This is a genomic window from Streptomyces antnestii (assembly GCF_004005495.1).
GTDB lineage: Bacteria > Actinomycetota > Actinomycetes > Streptomycetales > Streptomycetaceae > Streptomyces > Streptomyces antnestii.
Genome location: NZ_RZYA01000034.1, coordinates 1 through 22,567 on the forward strand (window position 1 = coordinate 1; position 22,567 = coordinate 22,567).

17 protein-coding genes, 1 tRNA gene and 2 pseudogenes are annotated in these 22,567 nt (G+C 69.0%); 9 read left to right on the forward strand and 11 right to left on the reverse strand.

Annotation, left to right across the window (positions count from 1 at the left end):
* Nucleotides 1-781: 781 nt before the first annotated feature.
* Complete coding sequence (locus EOT10_RS39380) at nt 782-1,189, reverse strand: hypothetical protein (protein ID WP_127833193.1); 408 nt, start codon at nt 1,187-1,189, stop codon at nt 782-784.
* 839 nt (nt 1,190-2,028) lie between these two features.
* On the opposite strand from EOT10_RS39380, the pseudogene EOT10_RS39385 reads away from it, so the two are divergent.
* Nucleotides 2,029-2,512: pseudogene (locus EOT10_RS39385) on the forward strand (hypothetical protein).
* A gap of 698 nt (nt 2,513-3,210) precedes the next feature.
* Here EOT10_RS39385 and EOT10_RS39390 read toward each other — a convergent pair.
* The 6 genes from EOT10_RS39390 to EOT10_RS39415 all read right to left on the reverse strand — a co-directional run bounded on the left by EOT10_RS39390 (nt 3,211) and on the right by EOT10_RS39415 (nt 10,555).
* Entirely contained in the window at nt 3,211-4,719 is a 1,509-nt protein-coding gene (locus tag EOT10_RS39390; RefSeq protein ID WP_127833194.1) for a glycoside hydrolase family 32 protein, read from the reverse strand.
* Between the two features lie 121 nt (nt 4,720-4,840).
* Nucleotides 4,841-5,872 (reverse strand): LacI family DNA-binding transcriptional regulator, encoded by a 1,032-nt coding sequence (locus EOT10_RS39395; RefSeq protein WP_127833195.1) that lies wholly within the window; start codon nt 5,870-5,872, stop codon nt 4,841-4,843.
* A gap of 7 nt (nt 5,873-5,879) precedes the next feature.
* Nucleotides 5,880-6,782, reverse strand: a complete 903-nt coding sequence (locus EOT10_RS39400; protein WP_127833196.1) for a carbohydrate ABC transporter permease — start codon at nt 6,780-6,782, stop codon at nt 5,880-5,882.
* An 11-nt stretch (nt 6,783-6,793) separates the two neighbouring features.
* The gene (locus EOT10_RS39405; RefSeq protein WP_127833197.1) at nt 6,794-7,669 is read right to left on the reverse strand and encodes a carbohydrate ABC transporter permease; all 876 of its coding nucleotides are present in this window, start codon (nt 7,667-7,669) and stop codon (nt 6,794-6,796) included.
* Nucleotides 7,670-7,719: 50 nt separating this feature from the next.
* Entirely contained in the window at nt 7,720-9,063 is a 1,344-nt protein-coding gene (locus EOT10_RS39410; RefSeq protein WP_127833198.1) for an ABC transporter substrate-binding protein, read from the reverse strand.
* Between the two features lie 73 nt (nt 9,064-9,136).
* The gene (locus EOT10_RS39415) at nt 9,137-10,555 is read right to left on the reverse strand and encodes a glycoside hydrolase family protein (protein WP_223281483.1); all 1,419 of its coding nucleotides are present in this window, start codon (nt 10,553-10,555) and stop codon (nt 9,137-9,139) included.
* 521 nt (nt 10,556-11,076) lie between these two features.
* Here EOT10_RS39415 and EOT10_RS39420 point away from each other — a divergent pair.
* Nucleotides 11,077-11,436 carry an IS3 family transposase gene (locus tag EOT10_RS39420; protein WP_223281494.1) on the forward strand — a complete coding sequence of 120 codons (360 nt, stop codon included), beginning with the start codon at nt 11,077-11,079 and terminating at the stop codon, nt 11,434-11,436.
* Between the two features lie 193 nt (nt 11,437-11,629).
* Here EOT10_RS39420 and EOT10_RS39425 read toward each other — a convergent pair whose 3' ends face one another.
* Together EOT10_RS39425 and EOT10_RS39430 are read right to left on the reverse strand one after the other, a co-directional pair.
* Entirely contained in the window at nt 11,630-12,865 is a 1,236-nt protein-coding gene (locus EOT10_RS39425) for a PP2C family protein-serine/threonine phosphatase (protein ID WP_127833200.1), read from the reverse strand.
* A gap of 158 nt (nt 12,866-13,023) precedes the next feature.
* Nucleotides 13,024-13,719, reverse strand: a complete 696-nt coding sequence (locus EOT10_RS39430) for a nitroreductase family protein (protein ID WP_127833201.1) — start codon at nt 13,717-13,719, stop codon at nt 13,024-13,026.
* A 434-nt stretch (nt 13,720-14,153) separates the two neighbouring features.
* Between EOT10_RS39430 and EOT10_RS39435 the strand changes: the two genes are divergently transcribed.
* From EOT10_RS39435 to EOT10_RS39460, 6 genes and pseudogenes are all read left to right on the forward strand, one after another.
* Nucleotides 14,154-14,366, forward strand: a complete 213-nt coding sequence (locus tag EOT10_RS39435; protein WP_127833202.1) for a hypothetical protein — start codon at nt 14,154-14,156, stop codon at nt 14,364-14,366.
* Nucleotides 14,363-14,599 (forward strand): hypothetical protein, encoded by a 237-nt coding sequence (locus tag EOT10_RS39440; RefSeq protein WP_127833203.1) that lies wholly within the window; start codon nt 14,363-14,365, stop codon nt 14,597-14,599. The genes EOT10_RS39435 and EOT10_RS39440 overlap by 4 nt, the downstream gene beginning before the upstream one ends.
* A 306-nt stretch (nt 14,600-14,905) precedes the next feature.
* Nucleotides 14,906-15,661: a hypothetical protein gene (locus tag EOT10_RS39445; RefSeq protein WP_127833204.1), complete on the forward strand. Its 756-nt coding sequence runs from the start codon at nt 14,906-14,908 to the stop codon at nt 15,659-15,661.
* Nucleotides 15,662-15,731: 70 nt separating this feature from the next.
* On the forward strand, nt 15,732-17,339 hold the full coding sequence (locus EOT10_RS39450; protein ID WP_127833205.1) for an SDR family oxidoreductase: 1,608 nt from the start codon (nt 15,732-15,734) through the stop codon (nt 17,337-17,339).
* A gap of 57 nt (nt 17,340-17,396) precedes the next feature.
* A complete protein-coding gene (locus EOT10_RS39455; RefSeq protein WP_127833206.1) occupies nt 17,397-18,776 on the forward strand; it encodes a cryptochrome/photolyase family protein in 1,380 nt (459 codons plus the stop codon).
* Between the two features lie 151 nt (nt 18,777-18,927).
* Nucleotides 18,928-20,024, forward strand: a pseudogene (locus EOT10_RS39460) (integrase core domain-containing protein).
* A gap of 263 nt (nt 20,025-20,287) precedes the next feature.
* On the opposite strand, the gene EOT10_RS39465 reads toward EOT10_RS39460, so the two are convergent.
* The gene (locus EOT10_RS39465; RefSeq protein WP_127833207.1) at nt 20,288-20,764 is read right to left on the reverse strand and encodes a hypothetical protein; all 477 of its coding nucleotides are present in this window, start codon (nt 20,762-20,764) and stop codon (nt 20,288-20,290) included.
* A gap of 671 nt (nt 20,765-21,435) precedes the next feature.
* Between EOT10_RS39465 and EOT10_RS43345 the strand changes: the two genes are divergently transcribed.
* Nucleotides 21,436-22,260 carry a site-specific integrase gene (locus EOT10_RS43345; protein WP_431313371.1) on the forward strand — a complete coding sequence of 275 codons (825 nt, stop codon included), beginning with the start codon at nt 21,436-21,438 and terminating at the stop codon, nt 22,258-22,260.
* Here the strand turns inward: EOT10_RS43345 and EOT10_RS41035 are convergent.
* A tRNA-Leu gene (locus tag EOT10_RS41035) sits at nt 22,224-22,288 on the reverse strand. The genes EOT10_RS43345 and EOT10_RS41035 overlap by 37 nt on opposite strands.
* Nucleotides 22,289-22,567 lie beyond the last annotated feature (279 nt).

Genomic DNA, 22,567 nt, shown 5'->3' on the forward strand with positions numbered 1-22,567 from the left:
TTTCTTCGGATTGCTCTGGTACCCACTCTGGTCCGCATACATCGCGATGCGCAGGACGCTCGCCCCCCAGTCCCCGGCGAGCGCATCCAACGCACCGGCGACCAGACATCTCCCGAACCGATCGGTGGGAGATCGGACGCAGCAGCGGTGGCCGTACCGTCGGCGGCTTCGGAGCCCCTGTGCCGAGCGGGCCGGGGTCGCTGACTCCACCTCTGTTTCCTTCGCACCTACCCCATTTCGGCCATCGCTCCAGAGCGCTTCTCTCCTTGAATCCGGACCTCGATGGGGCGAGAACCTTGGCCGACCGGAGCTGGATCTCATGCTCCGGGTCCACTTCGCGCACCTGCCTGTGCCGAGCGGCGCCCCCGGCTTCCGTGCAGCGCGACAGCATAGCCCCAGAGCTTTGCCGAGCACTTGTAGGTCTCCCACAGAAAATCCGGGCCACGGATCTCCACGGATCAAGCGTCCAGGGTGCTCAGAAGAGCGGGTGCAGTACGGAAGGTACCGGCGAGCCTGGCGGCTCAGTCTCGGCCACCCTGCGCAAAGGGTCCAATTCGGGGCTGGGAATGGCTGCGTAGGCGACAGACGGGCCATCGGGGACCCATCGCATCATGCACTCAGGGCGGCGCATATCCATTGGCCACCAAGGCGCTCTGCGGCCAAGAAGGTCGTAGAGGTGGGCCGTATCAGTCTCGTACGTCTTTTGCAGAAACTCGGCGTCAACCGCGATAACAGGAACGGCCCGGCTCCTGCAGGCTGGGCCTGGCCGGAAGCCCGGCGCTCACATCGGCCAGAACTGCGCCAGGTACCGTTCCACGCCCTTGGGCGTCTCCCCCTGCTGCGCCAACTCATGGACCCGCTGCTGACCGGTGACATAGATCCGCACATGCCAGTTCCGGCCGGGCGAGCCCACGTCGATCTCTCCTTCGCTCGATCCGCCGTAGGTCCACAGGACCACCTCGCCCGACGGCACACGAAGCTCTGCCTCACCCTGGTCCTCCCAGGGTCCCGGATCTGGCTGCGGCATCTGGTCCCAGACCTCGACCGCGAAGTCGGCCGTATGCGTGTGGCCACCGCTTCGGATGTAGACGCGCCCGTCGCAGGAGGAGACGAAAGGAACCTCGCCATCAGGCTCGGAGCCGTTACTCGTCTCCGAGGCGTCCTCGAGCCACAGAACGTAGAAGTCCACGTCGGCATCCAAGTGCTGCCTGCTGACAAGGCCCACCGAACAACCTCTCTCTTCTGGCGCCCCCGGACCGTACAACGCGCGCCCTCACACAGACGTGGCTGCCACCCGCCTGGACTTCGGTCAGAGGCGTGTTCCCGCAACCGTGAACAGCGCCGGCTGCGCGGCTTCCCGGAACTGCGCAGTCTGTCGGTCGACCGGGGCAGGGCCCAACTTCCGCACGTCGCACCTGTCCCAGGGACAGCCACCGCTGGGCCGGTGCCGGCGCCGACGGGCTCCGGTTGCACACGCAGGGGCGGCTTCAGGGCCCGCCCCTGACGTTCCTCGTACCGGCCGCTGCCCGGTCACTCGTTGTAGCTGGGCGGCTCGGGACGATAGCCGGCGGCAGCTCCCGTGCGCCGGACTGCCCGACGGCCGGTGGGGAGGATGTTCTGACGTCGCTGCCGGTGATTTCAGCGGGCACGCCACCAGGCCGTGCTGCTGCACGGCGGGTTTCCGGTGCTGCTTCTGGTCGACCTCGCGGTCCTCGGGGGTGCGCCACCGCTGCACGATGTTGCCGGGCCGGTCCCCATGGACACTGCCGGCGGATGCTCGGCCGTGCGGGCGTGCCTGCGGACGGCGGCCGCGGTCGTCTCGCCGCCTTCCTGCGGCACGGGTTCGCCGCACGTGTCGCATTTCCAGGCTTCCACGTGTTCCCCTTCACGTCCTGGCGCTCATCCCCCCACCTCGCCGCTGCGCATTCCCGGGCCGCGGTCTGAGCGGGGCGCCACGGAGGGGTGCCCTATGGGTTTCGTCAAGGAAATCGGGCTACGTTGAGGATCGGTGCCGGGCAGCATGGCGGGATGTCTGATCTGTTGTGGGATGACGTCGAGTACTTCTTCGACCTCGATGAGATGGGGTCGCTGCCGGACGTGCGTGTCCCTGACGCCTCGGTGGAGGACTGGCAGGCGGTCCTCGACCTGATCAGCGCGAGCGGCTGGAAGTGCCAGTACTCCGAGGGCGAGGTCGTGATGCCGATGCCCCGGGCAGAAGCAGTGTTGTCCCGCCCGGCTGATGCCGAGTGCCCGGACCTGCGAGTTTGGCCGACAGCCGATGTCCTGGCGATCTTCCGCTTCTGTGCAGCGGAGGAGATCGAATTCGACGTTGATCTGCGGGAGCTGCAGGGCCAGGAGCGACTCGATGTGTTCTGTGGCTTCCTGCGGACGATCGGGCGACGGCTGGCCAAGCCGGTGCTGATGGATCCGGAGGGCGACTGCGGCCATCCGGTTCGGGTTCGATGTGGAAGCCGATCGGGTCGTTCTCTTGGCTGAACCGCCGGTCAACTGACCCCGGACACCGGCTGCGGTTCGCATCCAACAGCCCACCCGCGACAAATCCCACCTGGGGCTACATCCGCATCCAAGGCGAGCTGTACCGACTGGGCCACCTCATCGGCGCGAACACGATCCCCCGGATACTGCGCCGGCGCGGTCACCCTCCAACGGCTATACGTGCTCGCCCGGAACCTCATGACGACCCTCCAGGACCGGTCCGGCGGCAGCTTCCGCTTCCTCATCCGAGACCGCGACAGCAAGTTCACCGCCGCCTTCGACGGCGTGTCCGCCGCCGAGGACGTGGAGGTCGTCAAGATCCCTCCACGCTGCCCACGGGCAAATGCGTTGGCGGAACGCTGGGTGCGCACCGTCCGTGCCGAATGCACCGACCGCATGCTCATCGCCGGCGAACGCCAGCTACGCACTGGCCTGGACTCGCCGCCGGGCGGGGTCGCGGGCGGTCGAGACCGGCGCCTGATGCTCGCGAGGCCTCTTGCGACTGCCAGTGCCGCCGGCCCGAGCCTCCTCACCTTCGTTCAGCACGCGAGCACCCGACGGAGGAAGAACCCCCCGGCCGCAGCGGCAAGCTCTCAGCGGAGCTCGGAGGAGCTTGCGACGTTGCACAATCGGCTGAGTCGCGCCCCGGGTGGATGCCGCCGACGCGGCCCAACTCGGCGCTGTCGCCACGGAGAAGGGCCGCGCACACCGAGCTCAGCCGATCTCACGCACCACGATCCCCGAGAACGTCGCGCTGCCCCCGTCCGCGTAGACGGAGATCCCGGTGTCGCCGGACTCGAAGTAGACCTGGTGGGACAGGACCGTGTGGCCCGCGTTGACGAAGACTTCGACGCTCTGCTTGTCGACGAGGACGCGCAGATGTACCGAGCGTGCGGCGGGGTCGATGGGGGCGTTGCTCTGGCTGTGGCTGCCGAAAGTGTAGTCGGGGCGGTCGGAGGGGCCGCGGTCCACGTAGACGGAGCCTTGGTAGACGCCGATGTTCGTGTGCCGCGCTCCGTCCTGTGATCTGCCGACCGACACGCCGACGTTGTTCAACTGGCTCCAGGTGACGTCGAGTTCCAGCTCGTAGGACGTGCCCTGGTAGGGGAGGTTGACGCTGGATGAAGTGGTGACGTCGGACAGGGGGACCGTGCGTGTGACGTGGTTCTGCAGGGCCGGGACCGGCTGGGAGAGGAGTGTGTACCAGCCCTCCGGCTGCCTGGCCAGGCGCAGTTCACGGACGACGGACATCTGGCCGTTGTAGCCGTCACTGAGGTCCGTGGGTACCGTGCGGGCCGCGTACTGCCAGTTGTTCATCCAGGCGATGGCGTACCGGCTGGTGTCGGGGGCGGCGGCGTTGGGCCAGGTGACGGCCGCGTACCAGTCCCAGCCCCGGTCGAGCCACTGCGGGTCGCGGTTGTCGGAGGTCCAGGCCGAGCCGTCCCAGGTGCCGGTCCAGTAGGCGTACGTGTCGGGCAGGCCGCTGTAGTCGCCCTGCGTGCTGGCGCCGAGAACCCAGTGGCGTGTGCCGTCATCGGCCGTCATCTCGAAGAGGTCGGGGCACTCGAACCCGCCGATGTTGGGGCTCGAGTAGCTGAACACCGTGGTGTGGGTCCAGTGGATGAGGTCGGGCGAGGTGTAGAACCACATCGCCTGCTGCCGGCCGATCACGGCGACCCACTTGCCGCGCGCCGAGTCCCAGTGGATCTTGGGGTCGCGGAACCAGTCGTTGTGGTCGGGGTTGTCGATGACCGGGGGGCCGTAGGCGGTGAAGGTGTATCCGTTGTCGGTCGAGTAGTAGAGGTACTGCTCCTGGTCGTAGCGGTCCCCGCCGGTGGGCTGGGTGGCGAGTACCACGACCGCGTTCGCCCCGAACCCTGCGGTGTTGGCGGAGTCGATGACGCCCGAGCCCGTCCACACGGGAAAGTCCGGCCCCAGGGGGATCCCCGTGCCGCGGTCGGTGAAGGACACGTTGTCCGTCGTGCTCGCGTGCTGCCACCAGCCGGGCGCGTTGTTCTGGTCGCTGTGCAGGTAGTACAGCTGGTACTCGCCGCCGGCGCGCACCGGCCGCTGCGGGTCGCTCAGCCAGCCCGCGGGTGGCGTCAAGTGATAGACGGCGCGCAGCGATCCGGCGGCGGAGGCGACGGGTATGCGGGTGGCGGCCGCGGCCAGTGCGGCCACGCCCATGGAGCGGAGCACGGTGCGTCGGGAGATTCGGGACATGGGGTGACTCCTCGAAGGGTTGACTCCGGACGGAACTCTGGGGCATGACAAGTGCGGCAAAAGGGATCTCGGATGGCGCGCCCATGGACACGACCGCCCCTGGGCCGGGCGTCGGGGCCGTTCAGCTCTCGGACGGTCGCGTGATCGAGTGGCGGGGTACGGACGGGCAGTCGACGGCCAGCGGCCCTGTGCCGGCCTCGGGCACGTCGAGCCCGAGCAGGACCCGTACACCGCGCCGGCCGAGTTCGTAGTGCGGCAGCGCGACCGTGGACAGGGCGGGGCGCAGGTGTGCCGCGATGACCTCCTGGTTGTCGAACCCGACGACGGAGAGGTCGTCGGGCACGCGCAGGCCGCGGTCGCGCACGCCGTCGTAGAGGCCCATGGCGACCCGGTCGTTGTGGCAGAAGACGGCCGTCGCCCTCATCGCGAGGACCTGGTCCACGGCCGCGTAGCCGCCCCCCTGGTCGGGCTGCACGTCGACGACCAGGTCGGGGTCGAAGGGCAGACCGGCGGCGTCGAGCGCCCGGCGGTAGCCGTCGAGGCGTCCGTCGCGGGCGGGTGACGGGGTACGGGTGTTGAGGAAGGCGATCCGCCGGTGCCCCTCCGCGAGGAGCATTCGGGTCGCGTCGTGGCCGCCGGCGCTCTCGTCCGGGACGACGGCGGGCACGGCGCCGTTCGTGCTGTAGCAGTTGACGAGTACGGTGTCCGCCTCGGCGAGGCCGGCGGGGAGGTCGACCGCGCGGTGGTACCACGTCGAGTAGAGGATGCCGCGCACCTTGTGCTCCAGCATCATCGAGATGGCGCTGGCCTCGGCCTCCTCATTTCCCTCGGTGTTGGCGACGAGGAGTACGTAGCCGTGCTGCCACGCCTCGTCCTGGGCGCCGTGGATGATCTGTCCGGCGAACGGGGTCGACGCGATGGCGTCGGCGACGAGTCCGAGGAACCGCGACCCTCCCTTGACCAGGTTCTTCGCCATGGCGTTCGGCCGGTACCCGAGCTCCTCGATCGCCCGGCGCACCCGCTCGCGCGCGTCCCGGCCGATCCTGGCGCCGGTGTTGTTCACGACGTGCGAGACCGTGGACACCGACACCCCGGCGGCCTGGGCCACGTCCCGCATGGTGACGGCCCGGGGGGTGTCGCCTTCGTTCTTCATTCCCTCTTCATCCCTTGGTCGCTCCGCTCTCCAGACCGTAGATCATCGCCTTGTTGAGGACGAGAAAGACCAGCAGCAGCGGCGTCACGGTGACGCACACTCCGGCGAAGGTCGCGGTCCAGTCGGTCTTGCCCATCGCTCCGATGTAGTTCTGCAGGCCGACGGGGATCGTCTTGAGCCCTTCCGACAGCACGAAGGTATTGGCGAAGACGAAGTCGTTCCAGATGAAGATGGAGTTGACCATCACCACGGTCACGATGGTGTTGACGGACAGCGGCAGTGTGATGCGGGCGAAGATCCGGTACGGCCCCGCCCCGTCCAGGGAGGCCGCCTCGTAGGTCTCGCGCGGGATGTAGCCGAAGAACGAGGAGAACAGGTAGAGGGACATCGGCAGGCCGAACCCGGCGAGCGGGATCATCATCGACGGATAGGTGTCGAGCAGGCCGACCTTGGCATAGTCGATGAACAGCGGTACGAGCGCGATCTGCACCGGTACGACGATGCCGAGGAGGAACATGGCGCGCACGGCGTTGCTGAAGCGGAAGCCGAGTACCTGGATCGCGTAGGCGCCCATCAGTCCGCACACCACGATGAGCGCGTCCGCGCCGAGCGTGACGATGAGGCTGTTGAGGATGTACCGCCCGAGGTCGGCGTGGTCGAACGCCCGGGCGAAGTGGTCCAGGGTGAACGAGGTCGGCAGGCTGAACGGGTTCGCCGAGGCGAAGTCCTGCTCCGTGCGCACGCTGCTGAGGAAGAGCCACACCAGGGGATAGACCTGGACGACCACGAGTACCGCGATGAGCACACGGGACAGCACGCGGTACACGTTGGGCCTGCGCCGTACCGCATTCGGCGCGCTCGGGGAGGTGTGCCGTTCGCGGGACAGCCCCGGGAGAGGGGGCGTGGACATGAGCGTGGGCATCAGACGGCCTTCCGCCGGAGGACGAGGACGATCAGACCGACGGCGACCAGGCTCTCCACCACGATGAAGACGGACATGGCGCTGGCGTAGCCGTAGTCCGTGCTCAGGAACGCGGTCTTGTACATGTAGGTCGTGACCAGCTCGGAGGACTGGCCGGGACCGCCGTTGGTCAGGAGGTAGGGGATGTCGAAGCCCCGCATCGCGTAGGTGACCGCCATGATCGAGGTGGTCAGCCACACGGGCCGGATGTACGGGAACCGGATGCGGGTGAAGACCTGCCACTGGTTCGCCCCGTCGAGGCGGGCCGCTTCCTCCAGTTCCCGGGGGACGGTGAGCAGCGCCGCGTAGATGATGACGGTGTAGAGCCCGACGAACCGCCAGCCCTCCGGGGCCGAGACCGCCGTGAGCACGGTGTGTACGTCGGACAGCCACGGCCGTTCGAGACCGTCCAGGCCGACGAGCCCGAGGAACTGGTTGAGCGGCCCCGCGGGGTCCATCGAGTAGATGCGCTGGAACAGCAGGGCGATGGCCACCGTCGAGATGACGGCCGGCAACAGGTAGAGCACCTTGACGAGTTCGCGCCCGCGGGTGAGGGAGATGAGCAGGCTGGCGACGACGAGTCCGCCGCCGAGCTGGAGGACCAGACAGACCACCAGGTAGCCGAGCTGGTTGGTGACGGCCGTCCAGAAGTCACCCTCGGTGAACATGAAGGCGTAGTTCGACAGGCCGGCGAAGCGCAGCTCGCTGATGCCGTCCCAGGTGAAGAAGCTGAGGAACAGCGACTGCGCGATCGGCAGGAGCACGGCGGCCCCGTACAGCAGGAGCGGGGGCAGCAGGAACACCGCGACCGAGAGCTTGGAGCGGGAGGGAAGCATGGCGGCCCTTCTGGAGGTCCTGTGACGTGGCCCGCCCGGGGTGGCGGCCGTCACTTGGCGTACCTCGGCGCGTTGCGGCCGATGACCGAGTCCATCGTCGAGACGAAGGAGGAGGGCGGGACGTCGCCCTGGACGAGGAGGACGAGGTTCTGCTGGAACTTCGCGTTGGAGGTGGGGTCGAGCTGCGTGTCCCAGGGGACGGCGGTCTCCTTGCCGACCTTGCCGGCGGTGGCCACCGCGCGTGCGTAGAGCGGTGTCGCGTTCTTCGGCAGCACGGTCTTCACGTCCGACGTCGGGGACAGCTCCCCGGCGGCGGCGTACTTGGCCGGATACCGGGTGAGGGCGAACTTCAGGAAGTCCCTCACCAGGGGGTCGTACGTACGGGAGTTGACTGCCATGCCGATGCCGGACGGGGTCACGAACTCGTTCGCCGCCGTGGCCGAGCCCTCGGTGACCGGGAGGGTGAAGAAGTCGACGTCGTCGCGGACCGCCGGGTCGAGCGCGGTCGTCGCGAGGCTCGGCAGCTCCCAGGTGCCGATGTTGTAGACGGCGGCCTTGCCGGTGGTGAAGAGGTTCTGCGCGTCGGCGTATCCGACCGAGGAGAAGCCCTTCTGGAAGCAGCCCGCCTTGCCCAGGGCGCTGAGCCAGTTCGCGGACTTGCGCCCGGAGGGATCGCTGAACCTGGCCCGGTTCTGCTTGAGTTGGCGTACGTAGTCGGGTCCTGCGGTACGGAACGGCTGGTACGCGGCGTAGCGTTCCAGGGGCCACTGGTCCTGCCCGTCGAGCGCGATCGGGGTCACACCCGCGCGGCGCAGGGCGCGGCACATCGCCGGGAAGTCGTCCAGTGACGCGGGCACGTGGACGCCCGCCTTGCGGAAGAGCGCCTTGTTGTACCAGAAGTACTCCGCCTGGTACTCGAACGGCACCATGTAGAGCGAACCGTCGTCGAAGCGCTGGTAGTCGAGGGCCGCCGGGCGGTAGCGGTCGTACAGGCCCAGGCTGTGCAGCAGCTTCGACACGTCCATCATGCGGCCGTGCCGGGCGAGTTTGCGCGCGAAGGGTGTCGCGTCGGTGTCGAACAGCTCCGGCAGCTTCCCGGCCGCGGCCAGCGTCTCGTACTTCTGGATGTACGACGGCCGGTCCGGCGTGGTGATGAAGCGGAGCTTGAACCCGGGGTGCGCCTTGGCGTATTCGTCGCCCAGTTCGCGCATGGTCCTGATGACCGCGCCGTCGGCCGGGCGCGACAGGAGCCAGGAGATCTCGCGCGGTGCGACGGATCCGGCCGGGTCGACGTCCGTGGAGTCCACGCCCCTGCTGTCCGCGGCGCACCCCGAGAGGGACACGGCGAGGGACAGGGCCAGAGCCGCGACGGCCGTGCCGAACGATCTCCTCATGAGCTTCCTCCTACGGGCCGTGGGTGCGGATGTCCGCGGTGCGGGGCGCGGAGTGCGGGCCTGTCCACGGCGCTCACTCGGCGGTGTCCCGCACGCGGACCGTCAGGTCGAGCAGTTCGGCCCCGCCCTCCCCCACGAACACCCCGAGCCGGTCGTGCGTGATGTCGTAGAGGCGCGTGCTGAGGCACACCTGGCGGTCCAGGGTGACGACGGCGATGTCCTCTTCGAGGATCACTTCCAGGGTGTGGGTGCGGCCCGAGAGGTCGGCAGGCCGCTCCAGTTCGATGACGTACGGGACGTCGCCGGAGATCTGCCACTGGGCGTCACCCGTACGCCGCCGGGGCCAGCGGTCGAGGACCATACGGCCCCGCCGGGGTTCGAGGCGGACCACGTATCCCTGGTCGCCGTCCGCGCCCGTGCGCAGAAGCAGACCGCACTCACTGGTGCCGGGTTCGACGGCGAACTCGGCCCGTATATAAGCCTGTTCGGGCAGCGGAACATCCGAGACCAGGCAGTCGAATCCGTCGGGGGCGGAGAGTGCGGCCGGGGCGAGGCCGGTGGCCACCTCCCGTCCGAACGCGGCGAAGACCTCCACGGGAGGTGAGAACGCGAGCGTCCCGTCCGCGTTCTGGGTCGCCTCCAGCAGCGAGAGGGTGCCGGCCCACTGCCAGGCGCCGTCGTCGGTGTCACCTTCCCGGCTTGCTATCCAGCCGGCGAAGATCCGGCGGCCGCCCACCTCGGCGGACTTCGCCGCATAGAAGGCCCGACCGTCGACGGTGTCCCGCTCGGGGACGCGCCACGGGCCTTCCGGGCTGCGCGCCATCCGGTACCGCGTGGCGAACGACTCCGAGAACTCCGAGTAGACCAGGTACCACCACTCCCCCAGCGCGAACACCTCGGGGCATTCGTGGGTGATGCAGCGGCGCGGGTCCCAGAACGGCTCCGCGTACTTCCAGGTCACCAGGTCGCCGGACTCGCAGCCGGCGATCAGACCGCGCCGCCGCTCGGGCCCCTCGCGGTGGCGTGCGGCGATCAGCATGCGCCAGGTGCCGTGCTGCTCGTCGAAGTAGACGAACGGGTCGCGCCAGTCGGCACTTTCGTAGCCGTCCGGGGCGCCGAAGGTGTGCTCGGGGTGCCTGACCCACGAGGTGAGGTCGCCGGAGCTGGTGGCGTGCATGACGAGCTGGAGCGGTGCGCCGCCGTCTCCTACGATCCGCGGGTTCTGGCCGGTGTAGAAGAGGTGGTACGTGCCCTCCGCGTCCTGGACCACGCTTCCGGTGTAGGCGTTGAAGTCGCCCTCGTCGTCGGCTCCGTGGGCCAGGGCGACGCCCCGGTCCTCGATGTGCAGGAGGTCGCGGGTGACCGCCAGGGACCAGGACGTGCCGGGCTTGGGGTCCGCACGGTGCTCGTGCAGGTAGAAGAGGTTCAGCTCGCCGTCACGCTCGAACGGGATGACGTCTCCCACCCAGCCGTCGGACGGCCGAAAAAACACGCTGCCTTGCACATCACCCTCCAGATCAAACGTTTGAGCAGGAGAGTAGGAGCGCGGCTTCAAAGTGGTCAAGCGTTTGAGCAAGAGAATTTAACGCTGCTGGAACCAGCCATTCACGGCCGGGAGTTAGTAACGCGCGGACGGTGTCAACTGAGGCGGAAGAGGCGCGTGCGCGTTGAGCGAAGGAGGCGCGTGTCCGCTGCGCGGAAGAGGCGCGTGCCCACCGGGCGAGAGGCGTGTTCCAGCAAGTGGGACGGCACTTGGCCGGGGGCGGGGGCGGGGGCGGGGGCGGGGACTGCTGTGGAAATGGTCCCCATGAACCACAAACCCTTGGTGCAATGCCTGGTCATCGGCCTGTGCCGACGACCGGCTTCGTGTTGTTGCTGATCCCGCGATTCTGACGCGCCGCCTCGCCGCCTCGCCGCATCTGCGCATCGCCGCCGAGTGATGTCACCGGGCGGGCCTTCGCGTCCTCTTGCGCCCCACATCGCACGCCTTGCGCCCCACCTCTCCGTGAGCTGATCGTCCGGATCGGCACCGAGAACCCCCGATGGGGCGCCCGCCGCGTGCACGGGGAGCTACGGCGCCTCGGACACAAGGTCAGCCCAGCCACCGTCCGCCGCACCCTGCGCGCTGCCGGGCTCGGCCCCGCGCCACGACGGCACACGGCGCAACGGGAATGGGCAGCCTTCCTCAAGACACAGGCCAGCGGTCTCACATCGACCGCACCAAGGGAGAAGCCAGCTCGCGCCCCACGACGACCCGAACATCGTCCCCCTACCCGCAGCCCGGATCACGCACTCGCCAGCCGTCGCTGGGCTCATCAGCGAATACCGTCAAGCAGGCTGACCACCCGGCAAACCCCCGGGCACAGCCTGTGAAGCGATTTTGAAGCACCACGAGCTGAGAGTGACCGGACGTCCCCCGTGATTCGACTCGGAAGTCGCATCCTGCGGACCCAATTGCTCGGCGGCCTCATCAACCAGTACCACCAGGCAACCTGATCCTGCCCAGCCGAACACCCAGCTCAAGAGCCAAAACCCAGATTTTCACGCGGGACAGGCCTCGGCGCTTTCATAGGCGCACGACGATCAGGGCAATGTCGTCTTGGGCGCCACCGGCCACACCGAGACTGGCCAGCAGGGCGTCGGCGAGGCGGTCGGAGCTCATGCGGACGTGACGGGCGAGAGCGTCGGTGAGGCGGTGCAGGCCGGCGTCGATGTCCTCGTCACGGCGTTCGATGAGCCCGTCCGTGTACAGGACGAGGACGTCACCGGGGGTGTATCGCAGGGTGGCCTGGGGTCGTGGGACGTGCTCGGGGCGGGCACCCAGTGGGGGATCGGTGGCTTGGTCCAGCAGCTCACTGGTGCCGTCGGGGTGTACCAGTACGGGTGGGTGGTGACCGGCGCTGCTGTAGGAGATCCGCTGATGGCGGGTGTCGATCACGGCCTGGACGGCGGTAGTGGCCAGCGCGCCCTCGACCGATCGGGCATACAGGCCGAGGACCTCCAGTGACTTGGCCGGCTCATGGAGAGCCCGGACGGCGGCGCTCAGCGCGCTGCGGAGCATGCCCATAACGGCGGCGGCCTCCAGGCCGTGGCCGACGACGTCGCCGACCGCGACACCGAATGAGCCGTCGGGCAGATCCACGACGTCGTACCAGTCGCCGCACACGTTCAGCGACCCGATCGCAGGCAGGTAGCGCACCGCGACATTCCGGTGCCCCTCCAGGTCGGGCGAGAGCAGCATGGCCTCCTGCAATGCGACGGCGACGTGGCGTTCCCGGGCGTGCGCCTGGCGCAGTTCCTCGTTCAACCTCTGCAGCTCCCGCGCCCGCGCGTACAGCTCGGCCTCCATCGCCACCCGCTTGCCCAGCGGTCCGCCCGTCGGGTGGGCTGGGCGGGAGCGGACAAACTCGGTCACGTCCTCCACGCGGTGGATGATCCACGCCACCTGCCCGTCCGGCCCAAGCACGGGGGTGTTGATCGGCGACCACCACCGGTCCTCAAATTCTCCAGGCCGGGACGGAACGGGGATGTCGTACTTCTGCAGCGCCATCGTGTCCGGCTGCTTCGACTCAAGGGCCCGGTGCAGCGAGGCGGCCAGGTTCTGTACCCCGTCCGCGGTCGCATCCGCCGGATTGTCCGGGAAGGCATCGAACAGGTACTGGCCGACCAGGTCCTGCCTGCTTCGTCCGGTGGCGTGCAGGTACGCGTCGTTGACGTCGACGATCACCAGGTCCGGGCCCAGCACCAGATACGGACTGGGCGTGGACATGAACAACGCCTTGTAGTCAATGCTCGGTCCCATGGGCTTCACACCAGTCCTTTCCGCCGCCCAATGGGTGCTCTGGTCGATTCGGGCGGGACTTCCTCCCGGGACAGATACACCTTCCCCTGGTCCCGAGTCGTGGGCGCCTTTGCCGTTGTCGTCGTGTTGGTGAGCAGGAGAGCCGCTCGCTGACGCCGTCACTCGAAGCTGAGGACTTCGGCCACAGGCTTGCGAGGCGTTGCCGCCCCCTGGGGGCCGTAGCCGAGACGGAACACCATGTGGACGGAGCCGATGGCGGAACTCGGATCGCGCACGGACGACCGGAGCTCGGGCCCTTCGAGGGGCTGCGACATCAGCGAGGTCGCGAGACCGTCGAGGGTGGCCTGAAGGAGCACCCGCTGCATCGCCTGCCCGGCCCGCAGCCAGTCCGCCGGAGTGTCCTTCACCGTGCCCAGCAGCGCGATCTGCGGGTGCTTCTCGAAGTCGGCGACGGCGCGGTCAGGTACCCGGCGCGAGGAGTCGAAGTCCCATACTGGGGAGCTCACGCCGTACTGCCGTGGGCCGAGGGCGTCCGCCGGGATGCCCTCGTCGGCGGGCCCCTCACCGGTCTTGCCCGTGCGTGTCCGGGTGGCGATCTCCGCGCGCACCGCCTCGTTGGCGGCTTCGAGGTACTCGGCGTCGTGCACGAGTTCCATCACGGCATCGGCGTGCAATGCGCGGTGGTCGGGATCGCCGTACGGCAGCGTGCGGTCGGGATCGCCGAACAGCGCGACGCAACGGCTGCCGGTGCGGTGGACGAACCTCCAAGGTTGTGCGTTGTGCATGGAGGGCGCCGTCACAGCGTCCTCGACCGGCGACGTCACGACCGCCGCATCAAGTTCTGTGGTGGACACGGCTCATCCTGTCTGTGAGGGGCCACCACCGGCGCGGGCCAGTACGGCAGCGATCGTGGCCGGGCGGAAACAGAGGGGCGCCGCGAGAACTGTGTCGCCGCCAAGGGCCGACTGTGCCCGAGTCGAAGGCACGGGACCCACGTCGTCGAGGAAGACGAAAGCCCTCTTCGCATTGTCTCAGTGCCGACCCAGTAGCACCGTTCGAGGCGACCAGGATGAGGATTGCCTCCTGCCCGTGTGGGCCCGGCGCGCCACCCCCTGCTCGGGTGGTCGTCCAACCAGTGCACCAGGTGAGCGACGCGAAGGCGGGATGCAGCGTAGGCGCGGGTTCCTGCCTCGGAAGTGCAGCAGCAGCGCACGGGCAAGAAAATCCTACTGGTGTGACGCGGTTTCGCGCCATGCACCGCCAGGCAGCAGAACACCCAGGCCCCACGGTGTCCGAAGAAGCTCTCGCCGTCGTGCAGTCCCGTCCCGGCTGGGAGGAACTGCGCGAGCGGATCTGGAAGCTGGACAAGCGGGCCCTCCAGAGCGAACGACTCCGACTGGCCAAGGCCCTGCACTCCAACGTGTCTCTCCCCGAGGAGGACTACCGCCTGGCCGCACTGCTGCTGCCGGGAGCGCCCGACCAGCGACGACGACGCTGGTGAGCGTCACTCCCTCGCCCTCGATACGGCTACAACAGGCCGCGACAGCACAGGTACAGGCTGCTCTTCAGCTGACCTCCATCGGCACCGGCGGCTTCAGCCTCTCCGACAACCGGGCCAACGCTCACGGCCACTTCGGAGCCGACATCGAGTCCATCGTCGTCCACACCCTGCGCACCCTGGTGTCCGGCAGCGAGGTCAAACCGGATGCCGCGGAGCGGTACGGCCTGGGCTGACGCCGCGGGGCGGTCGCGCCCACCCGTCTCACCGCAACGGGGTCGGCCCAGGGATGAGCGAGGGTGCTGAGGCCGCTCCAGGATCGTGACGGGCGGACGCGGGCGCCGATGCACTGGCCAAGGACCGAAGCCGGACGGGACATGAAGTGATCGACATCGGCCCCGCGCGTGGTGGCCGAGCGCGCTCTCCCGTACGGGCGGGCCCGGGCCCCGTGCGTCCGGGTGCGCCGACCGCCCTGAAGTAGTCATGTAGACATGCGAGGCGATCGGCGCGTACAGCCGGCGTCTCCCGGAGGGAGGAGCCGCATGGACGGTGTGAGTGTCGAAGGGCAGCGGGTGCACAGCGGTGCGCCCGCAGGCCCAAAAGCCTCCGGCAGGACCTCGACCGGCCCCGGCGGGCAGGCGCAGACCCCGGTGCGCTGGTCCGCGATGGGCCTGCCCACCATGGCGTCGATGCCGGTCGGCTCCCTCGCCCGTGCCAGCAGCCGCAGCTTCACCGCTCGGTGCCAGTGGCCCCGCCTCCATCCCCTCAACGAACGCGCCGCCGAGGTGCGGCACCATCCGCTGATCATGGTCGAGTCCGCCCGCCGGCTCGCCCTGGCCGTGGAGCGTCTCCATCTGCTCGGCGGGGACACCCCGTTCGAGCCCGCCTCAATCAGTCTCGGGCTGCGCCCTTGCACGCAGCCGCAGGAACAGGGCGGTGCCACCGAGGTCGAAGCGGTGCTCGTCCTGAGCGACCTCGCGCCGCCCAGGACCGGCTCACGTCCTACCGGGCCATCGCCGAGTTCCGGCACCGGGGCACAACCATCGCGTCGTGCACGATGCGCCTGGCTGGTCCCGCCCGCCGCCGGGGATGTCCTGGATGCCGGCCGGCAGGCGACGCTGCTGCGGTCGGGCCGGACAGCGGACGCGGTGGTCGGGCTCTGCGTGGACCTGCGGGCGCCGGTGCCGTCGTGCGGGGCCGCGGTGGAGGTGGAGACCGAGGCTACGGGTTCCCGCTTCCTCGTCACGGCCGCCCACCGCACCGTCGCGACCGGCTCGGTGATGCTCGCGGGGCCCTGAAGGGACGGCCCTCGGGGGACGGCCCTGTGAGGACAGGAAGCCTCATGACGACAAGGAAGAGGAGACGGCGATGAGCGCGACCGCGAACGGCAAGGCGAACGACGTGCACCGCCACCAGGAGCCACTGCACTGCCTCGTCACGGGAGCCTCCGGATACGTCGGCGGCCGACTCGTCCCCGAGCTGCTCCACGCGGGCCACCGCGTCCGATGCCTGGTCCGCACCCCCCGCAAGCTCCGAGACCACCCGTGGGCCCCGCAGGTGGAGTCCGTACGAGGAGACGTCACGGACGCCGAGTCCGTCGCCGCTGCACTGCGCGGCATCGATGTCGCCTACTACCTGGTGCACGCCCTCGGCACCGGACCCGACTTCGAGGAGACCGACCGGCGCGCGGCCCGCATCTTCGCCGAACAGGCGCACGCGGCCGGAGTGAACCGGATCGTCTACCTCGGTGGCCTCACCCCCCACGGCGTCCCCGAACGGTCCCTCTCGCCCCATCTACGGTCCCGCGCGGAGGTCGGCCGGATCTTCCTCGACGCACCCGTGCCCACCGCCGTGCTGCGGGCGGCCGTGGTGATCGGCTCGGGCTCGGCGTCCTTCGAGATGCTGCGCTACCTCACAGAACGCCTGCCGGTCATGGTCACCCCGAGCTGGGTGCACACCCGTACGCAGCCCATCGGCGTCCGCGACGTGCTGCGCTACCTCGTCGGCTCGGCCCACCTGCCCGCCGACGTCGACCGGGCCTTCGACATCGGCGGTCCCGACGTGCTCACGTACCGGGACATGATGTGCCGCTACGCCGCTGTCGCCGGACTGCCGCAGCGCGTCATCGTCCCTGTGCCCCTCCTCACGCCCCGGCTGTCCAGCCACTGGGTGGGTCTCGTCACCCCTGTCCCGGCCTCCATCGCCCGACCGCTCACCGAGTCGCTGCGGCACGAGGTCGTCTGCCGCGAGCACGACATCGCCCGCCACGTCCCCGACCTGCCCGGTCGGCCGCTGCCGTTCGACGACGCGCTGGCCCTCGCGGTCCGGCGGGTACGGGATGCCCAGGTCTCCACCCGCTGGTCCTCCGCCGCGGTGCCGGGTGCGCCGAGCGACCCACTGCCGACCGACCCGGACTGGGCCGGCGGCAGCCTGTACGAGGACGTGCGAGAGATCGCCGTCGGGGCGTCCCCCGAGGCCCTGTGGAAGGTGGTGGAGGGGATCGGCGGCGACAACGGCTGGTACTCCTTCCCGCTCGCCTGGGCGGTGCGCGGCTGGCTCGACCGGTTCGTCGGCGGGGTCGGACTGCGCCGGGGACGACGGGACGCGGATCGGCTGCGGATCGGGGACTCCCTGGACTTCTGGCGGGTCGAGGAGATCGAACCGGTCCGACTGCTGCGGCTCCGCGCCGAGATGCGACTGCCGGGCCTGGCCTGGCTGGAGATGCGCGTCGAAGCCGACGGGGAGGGGCGCACGCGCTACCGGCAACGCGCCCTGTTCCATCCGCGCGGACTCCTCGGCCACGCCTACTGGTGGTCGGTCTCGCCCTTCCACGCCGTCGTCTTCGGGGGCATGGCACGCAACATCGCCCATGCCGCAGCGGGCGGCCCGAGCGCCGGCGCGTCGCGGGGGCGGCGGCGATGGTCGCCGTCCGAGTGCATCCGCCGCGCGGGCGCGCTACGAAGAATGAGGCAGTGACACACGTCCAGCAGTGACCACCTCCGACAGGTGGCCACCACCCCAAGGAGTGGCGAAATGACCGTCGCGGTCGTCCTGTTCACCGCGGATCTGCGGCTGCACGACCATCCCCCGCTGCACGCCGCCGTGCGCGCGGCGGACGAGATCGTCCCCCTGTTCGTCCGCGATCCGGGAGTGCACGCAGCCGGCTTCGACGCGCCCAACCGCCGGGCGTTCCTCGCCGACTGCCTCACCGACCTCGACGAGCGGCTCCGGCATCGCGGCGGCCGCCTCGTGGTGCGCAGCGGCCCCGTCGCCAGGGAGGTGCGAGCCGTCGCCGCCGAGTGCAGGGCCGCCGAGGTGCACATGGCCGCCGGCGTCACCGCCTTCGCGCACCGGCGCGAGCAGCGGCTGCGCGAGGAGCTGGACTCGATCGGGGTGACGCTGCACATCCACGACTCCGTGACCACCGCTGTCGCGCCCGGCGCCGTGACACCCTCCGGAACCGACACCGACCACTACGCCGTCTTCACCCCCTACTTCCGCCGCTGGTCGCAGGTTCCGCTGCGTGACCCGCTGCCGCCGCCGCGCATCGTGTGCGTCCCCGACACGGCGCGCGGCGAGGCCCTGCCGTCGGCCGCGGACGTCGACGCAACCTCGCCCGGACTCCCCGAGGGTGGCGAGACGGCCGGCCGGACCCGCTGCTCCAGTTGGTGGGGCGGCGACCTGTCCCGGTACGAGGACCAGCACGACGACCTGGCCGGCGACGCGACCTCGCGCCTGTCGCCCTACCTGCACTTCGGTGCCCTCTCCCCGGTCGAACTCGTCCGGCGGGCCCGTGCGCACGGTGGCCCCGGAGCGGAGGCGTTCGTACGGCAGGTCTGCTGGCGCGACTTTCACCACCAGGTGCTCGCCGCCCGCCCTGACGCGGCCACGGCGGACTACCGCACCCGGCACGATCAGTGGCGCGGCGAGGACGATGCGGCCCAGGACATCGCGGCCTGGCGGGACGGCATGACCGGCTACCCGGTCGTCGACGCGGGGATGCGTCAGCTGCGCCACGAGGGCTGGATGCACAACCGCGCCCGCCTGCTGACGGCCAGCTTCCTCACGAAGACCCTGTACGTGGACTGGCGCATCGGCGCCCAGCACTTCCTGGAGCTGCTCGTCGACGGAGATGTCGTCAACAACCAGCTCAACTGGCAGTGGGTTGCCGGCACCGGCACGGACACCCGCCCCCACCGCGTCCTCAACCCGGTGGTCCAGGGCAAGCGCTTCGACCCGCGGGGAACCTACGTCCGCAGATGGGTTCCGGAACTCGCCGACGTGGAAGGCAGGCTGGTGCACGAGCCCTGGCGACTGCCCCGCGAGACCAGGGCCGCGCTCGACTACCCGGAGCCGCTAATCGACCTTGCCGACGGGCTGACCCGCTTCAAGCAGGCCCGCGGCCGCGGCTGAGAGGGCACGCCGTGCACTGGCTCTTCGGCGACCAGCTCGGACCGCACTTCCTCACCCCGGGCGACGGCGGCCCCGCCCGCGGCACTGCGCCTGCCGAAAATGTCATCCATACAGATCAGGAGCGTCATCGACGGTGCGGCAGGATGATTTCGTGTTGCTTCGTCTCGCCTACCTGACCGTCACCAACCTGTTCTCCGCACTGCGATTGCTACCGATAAGCGATCACGACAAGGACACGGAGATACTCGCCCTACGCCACCAGATCACCGTCCTGGAACGACAACTCGGCATAGACCGCATCAAGTTCACCCCCCGCGGACCGGGCGTTCCTCGCCGCTCTGCTGATCCCCCTGCCACGCCAGGCCCTGCGCCGACTCCGATTACTGGTCCGACCCGACACCGTGCTGCGCTGGCATCGCGACCTGACCAAGCGGCGTCACGCCCGCACCTGCCGGCCAAAGAAGCCGGGCCGACCACCCACGGTCCACTCGGTCCGCAGACTGATCCTGCGCCTGGTCCGTGAGAATCCATCGTGGGGCTATCGCAGGGTGCGCGGCGACCTCGCCATCCTCGGCATCCAAGGTCGCCGCCTCCACCGTTTGGGAGATCCTCACCTCCGAGGGCATCGACCCAGCGCCCGACCGGGCCGCCACCACTTGGGCCGACTTCCTGCGCTCCCAGGCCGACGCTCTCCTGGCCTGCGACTTCATCGAGACCGTCACCCTGACCGGACAGCGCCAGTACATCCTCGCCGTCATCGAGCACGCCACCCGCCGCATCCGCGTCCTCGGCACCACTGCCCACCCCACCGCAGCATGGGTCACTCAAGCCGCCCGAAACCTGGCCATGGACCTCACTGACACCAAAGCAACCCACGCGTACCTGATCCGGGACCGGGACGCGAAATACCCAGCCCTCTTCGGCGACATCCTGCGCAACGCCGGAATACAGATCGTACGCACCGGCATCCGGATACCGCGCATGAACGCGATCATGGAACGCTGGGTCCAGACCTGCCGCCACGAACTGATGAACCGCACCCTCGTCTGGAACGAACGCCATCTGCGCCACGCACTTCGCCAGTTCGAATTGCACTACAACCTTCACCGGTCCCACCAGGCGACAGACCAGGCAGCACCCCTGCGCGCCGTTCCCGCACCACTCCCCCACGCACAAATCACCCAACTGAAAGTGCGCCGGAGAGACCGCCTCGGCGGAGTCCTCCACGAGTACCAGCATGCCGCCTGAGCTGCGCGGATGGAGTTTTCGGCAGGCGCACTGAACGCAGCGACACCAAGGCCGAACAGAAGGGCGCAGAGGAGGCGCCCGAGCCGGGCGGCGATTCCTCCTGAGTTCCTTGATCGCGGCGGTACGGGCCATCTGCGCGCTCGTGAGGATCGATGGCGTCCACCGCCGACCACTGCTCGATAGGCACGGCCCGGCCCTATTGCAGGGGCCGGGTCCAAGTATCACACCGGCAGGCTTGTCGCTGCCCTTGTCCGCGTGGGGGGTCAGTAACGCTTATCGATTGCTCGGAAGCTGCCGACAAGCGCGAAGGGCACCGTGGTCCCGTCGAGGACCGTCGTGCCGGGGATTGCGCTGCTGGAGTTTCGGGGCCCGATTTTTGCAACTGCGGAGCCATTGTCACAGGTAATCCCGTTGAAGAATTCGACGGTCCTGTCACTCTCATTCAGGACGTTGAAGCTGGTCGCGGGACTACTGATCACAGCGGTGCACTCACCCGGCGCGGCTGAATAGGTGCGCTCGTTGACGTGGACCCGTCCGGAATCGCGGTTCTGGGAGTTGAAGTCCGTCTGGCCGTCGCCGCCCTGGGGAGCAGCGGCAGGAGCAGCGGCAGCGACGGCCTCCTGTACCGACGGGGCGGACTTCGGGGCGGGGCTGGAAGCCGAGGCGTGGTTGATACCGGTTGCAGCGACGACGGCGGCGCCCACCGACAATGCGATCGCGACAACGGTACGCGTACGCATTCCAATTTTCCTTTTCGCGAGCATTTCATTTCTCCGTCTCTCAGGGATGTCAGCTGAGCCGACCGACTATGAATGAACATACTCACGCCTAATTCTGCCGCCACCTCAGAAATGTCTGAGGGGCGACAGAAAGGGGCCGATCGGGCGCTCGAAAGCTCGGAGTCACGCTTGTGACAATCCGTCAAAAACTAAGACACGAAGTCGACTTGGCTCCGCGGTTGAGCCGCTCGGGGGATCGAGCTGATGCTCCTTCACGCTTCTGCCAGCGTGTCGGGCATTGACGAAAATCCGCCCAGCGGCTACTGCCCCATTCGCAACCTGGCTGGCGGCCAAGGCGCTGGTGCTGAAGCCGACCACGATGGCCCGTTACCGGGACTACGTCCGCCGACCTGATCCCCGGCCTCGGCGCCCTCAAGCTCGACCAGCTCGGGCACCGGCACATCTCGGCCTTCGCCGCCGAACAGCTCCGTGCCGGCCGGGGCCGCACCACCCTGTACCGATGCCTGGCCACTCTCTCCAGCGCGCTGGGCGACGCCGTCCGCCAGCACCGCCTCGCCCACAACCCCGCCAGTCCCCCGGTCCTGCGCCGCCCACCGTCACCGGAGCGACGGATCTGGACGGCCGAGGAGGCCGCCCGCTTCCTCGCCCACTGCCACCGGACCGACCCCGAGATGGCCGACCTGTTCGAGATCCTCATCGGCACCGGCACGCGCAAGGGCGAGACCCTCGGCCTGCACTGGGACGACGTCCACCTCGAGCAGGGCGTCCTCTGCGTGCGCTGCACGCTCTCCGCCATCGACAACAACCGCCTCGTCCTCACCACCCCCAAGACCCGGTCGAGTCGCGGCTGGGTCGCGATATCACCCCGCGTCGCCGCCGCGCTCCGCCACCGGGCACCAACCGCTCCCCAACCCCGCAGCGACCCTGCGGATCCATTCGCCGGGCTCGTCTTCTGCCAACCCGACGGCCGCCCCCTCGCACCACACCTGGTGCTCGATCGCCTCCATCGCCTCTCCGACGAAGCAGGCGTCCCCAGAGTCACCGTTCACGACCTGCGGCACCTGGCCGCCGCCATCACCATCACCGCCGGAGTCCCGCTCACCGTGGTCTCCAAGACCCTGCGGCACTCCACCCTGTCGACCACAGCGAACCTCTACAGCCACCTCACCCAACAAGCCGCACGCGAAGCCGTAGACACCATCGACCGCACCCTCACCAGCGCCGAAAAGCTCAAACATCGTCCGTGTCCGTCGGCATGGATGCGACCACCGCGCGATCACATCCACAGCCTCCGCGAATCCCTCCACCGGCTGCGCACCCCCGCCCCGCCCGCCTTCAGCACCTCCGCGAACCAGCCGCACCCAAGGCGTGCGACCACACTGCGACCACCACACCCCCGGAAACACGAAAGGCCGCCCTCTCGATCACGAGAGAACGGCCTCCGACCTGCGACAACACAAGTCGGGACGACAGGATTTGAACCTGCGACCCCTTGACCGTTGCCGAGCTCCGGCTGCCCCCGACAGGACCGGCAGCATGTCTGTGAACGCAGTCGATCAACCCGCCACCGTGGTCACAATCTGCAGGGCAAAGGCCACGAGGGAGGCCACGATGCCAATCGATTCGACCCGGTTCCGTGGAGGTGAAGTCTCAGCAACCCGGGCAATGTTCCGGCAGTCCGTGTCCGGACGGAACGCCCCGCCGCTCTTGATGGGCCGTCAAGCCGGATCCTCTTCCGGGCGTCACGCGTAGGCGCCTGCCCGTCATCGTTCCCAGCCTCACCTCGCAGCCGGCCGGCGTCCC

What these genes read in the sequence shown, in the direction of transcription:
- EOT10_RS39455 (WP_127833206.1), top strand. Translation starts at nt 17,397, where the DNA reads ATGACCGTCGCGGTCGTCCTGTTCACCGCGGATCTGCGGCTGCACGAC.
- EOT10_RS39395 (WP_127833195.1), bottom strand. Translation starts at nt 5,872, where the DNA reads ATGAAGAACGAAGGCGACACCCCCCGGGCCGTCACCATGCGGGACGTG.
- EOT10_RS39425 (WP_127833200.1), bottom strand. Translation starts at nt 12,865, where the DNA reads ATGGGACCGAGCATTGACTACAAGGCGTTGTTCATGTCCACGCCCAGT.
- EOT10_RS39445 (WP_127833204.1), top strand. Translation starts at nt 14,906, where the DNA reads ATGGACGGTGTGAGTGTCGAAGGGCAGCGGGTGCACAGCGGTGCGCCC.
- EOT10_RS39405 (WP_127833197.1), bottom strand. Translation starts at nt 7,669, where the DNA reads ATGCTTCCCTCCCGCTCCAAGCTCTCGGTCGCGGTGTTCCTGCTGCCC.
- EOT10_RS43345 (WP_431313371.1), top strand. Translation starts at nt 21,436, where the DNA reads ATGGCCGACCTGTTCGAGATCCTCATCGGCACCGGCACGCGCAAGGGC.
- EOT10_RS39465 (WP_127833207.1), bottom strand. Translation starts at nt 20,764, where the DNA reads ATGCGTACGCGTACCGTTGTCGCGATCGCATTGTCGGTGGGCGCCGCC.
- EOT10_RS39410 (WP_127833198.1), bottom strand. Translation starts at nt 9,063, where the DNA reads ATGAGGAGATCGTTCGGCACGGCCGTCGCGGCTCTGGCCCTGTCCCTC.
- EOT10_RS39400 (WP_127833196.1), bottom strand. Translation starts at nt 6,782, where the DNA reads ATGTCCACGCCCCCTCTCCCGGGGCTGTCCCGCGAACGGCACACCTCC.
- EOT10_RS39450 (WP_127833205.1), top strand. Translation starts at nt 15,732, where the DNA reads ATGAGCGCGACCGCGAACGGCAAGGCGAACGACGTGCACCGCCACCAG.
- EOT10_RS39390 (WP_127833194.1), bottom strand. Translation starts at nt 4,719, where the DNA reads ATGTCCCGAATCTCCCGACGCACCGTGCTCCGCTCCATGGGCGTGGCC.